The sequence below is a fragment of the Bradyrhizobium sp. AUGA SZCCT0158 genome (assembly GCF_018130065.1).
GTDB lineage: Bacteria > Pseudomonadota > Alphaproteobacteria > Rhizobiales > Xanthobacteraceae > Bradyrhizobium.
Map to the genome: position 1 here is coordinate 1 of NZ_JAFCME010000066.1, position 1,239 is coordinate 1,239.

Below are 1,239 nucleotides of genomic sequence, written 5' to 3' on the forward strand. Positions count from 1 at the left end.
TAGAGCCTTTTCCGTTCCGATGGAATCGGAACGGGGCTCTAGTGTCCCGAATCTGAAGTTCAGCGGACTCGAAATCGACTCGAAGATGGCGGACCCTCCGCATTTTGGGGAGGGTTGGCTATGGGTCGACGCTTTGCTCCGCTGGAACTGAATGAGGTTGAACTCGCTGAATTGAGGTCATTGGCCTCGCGCCGAAGTACGGCCAAGGCTTGGCGCTGCGGGCTCGGATCATCCTGCCCTGCGCTGAAGGCGAGCAGAGCAAGGTGGTTGCGGCCCGCCTGGGTATTGATCAGGACACGGTCGGCAAATGGCGCCGGCGCTTCGCCGAGCATCGGCTTGAAGGTCTTTGGGATGAGCCGCGATCGGGAACACCGCGCACGATCGAGGATGCCCGGATCGAAGAGGTAATTGTCCGCACCCTTAAGACGAAGCCGCCCGACGCCACCCACTGGAGTTCGCGGGGTATGGCACGGGCCAGTGGGCTATCAGTCTCAACAGTCCAGCGGATATGGCGCGCCTTCGGCCTGCAGCCGCATCGGTTGGAGACCTTCAAACTCTCAACCGACCGCGACTTCGTCGCCAAGGTGCGTGACGTCGTCGGCCTCTACGTGGCTCCACCCGAGCATGCCATCGTGCTGTGCGTCGACGAGAAGTCACAGATACAGGCGCTGGACCGCAGCCAACCCATGTTCCCGATGCGACCTGGTCAGGCGGCGCGCCGCAGTCACGACTACAAGCGACATGGCGTCACCTCGTTATTTGCCGCCCTCGACATCGCAACAGGCCGGGTCATCGGCAAGTGCTATGGACGCCATCGCGCCCAAGAGTTCCGCAAATTTCTCGATGAGATCGAAGCCGCTGTTCCGGACGATCTGGACGTTCATCTCGTCATGGATAATTACGCAACCCACAAGACGCTGTTGATCCGCAACTGGCTGGCAAAGAGGCCGCGCTGGCACGTGCATCTGACGCCAACCAGTTCATCCTGGCTCAATCAGGTCGAACGCTTCTTTGCGCTTATCACCGAGCGCAAGATCAGGCGCGGCATCTATCGCAGCGTGGCGGCGCTACGTGCCGAGATTACGTCCTTCATCGAACATCACAACGCAGACCCAAGGCCGTTCCATTGGACCAAATCAGCCGACGACATTCTCCGCTCAATCGAACGCTTCTGCGCTTACAACTCGCCTGCGAAGGTCTAAAATGCCACGAACTTTTGGTTCAGGACACTAGATTCTT

General features: G+C 59.3%; 1 pseudogene. It reads left to right on the top strand.

Features of this window, described 5'->3' with window-relative positions:
* The first annotated feature begins 120 nt into the window (after positions 1-120).
* Positions 121-1,202, top strand: a pseudogene (locus tag JQ574_RS34765) (IS630 family transposase).
* The last annotated feature ends 37 nt before the right edge of the window (positions 1,203-1,239 follow it).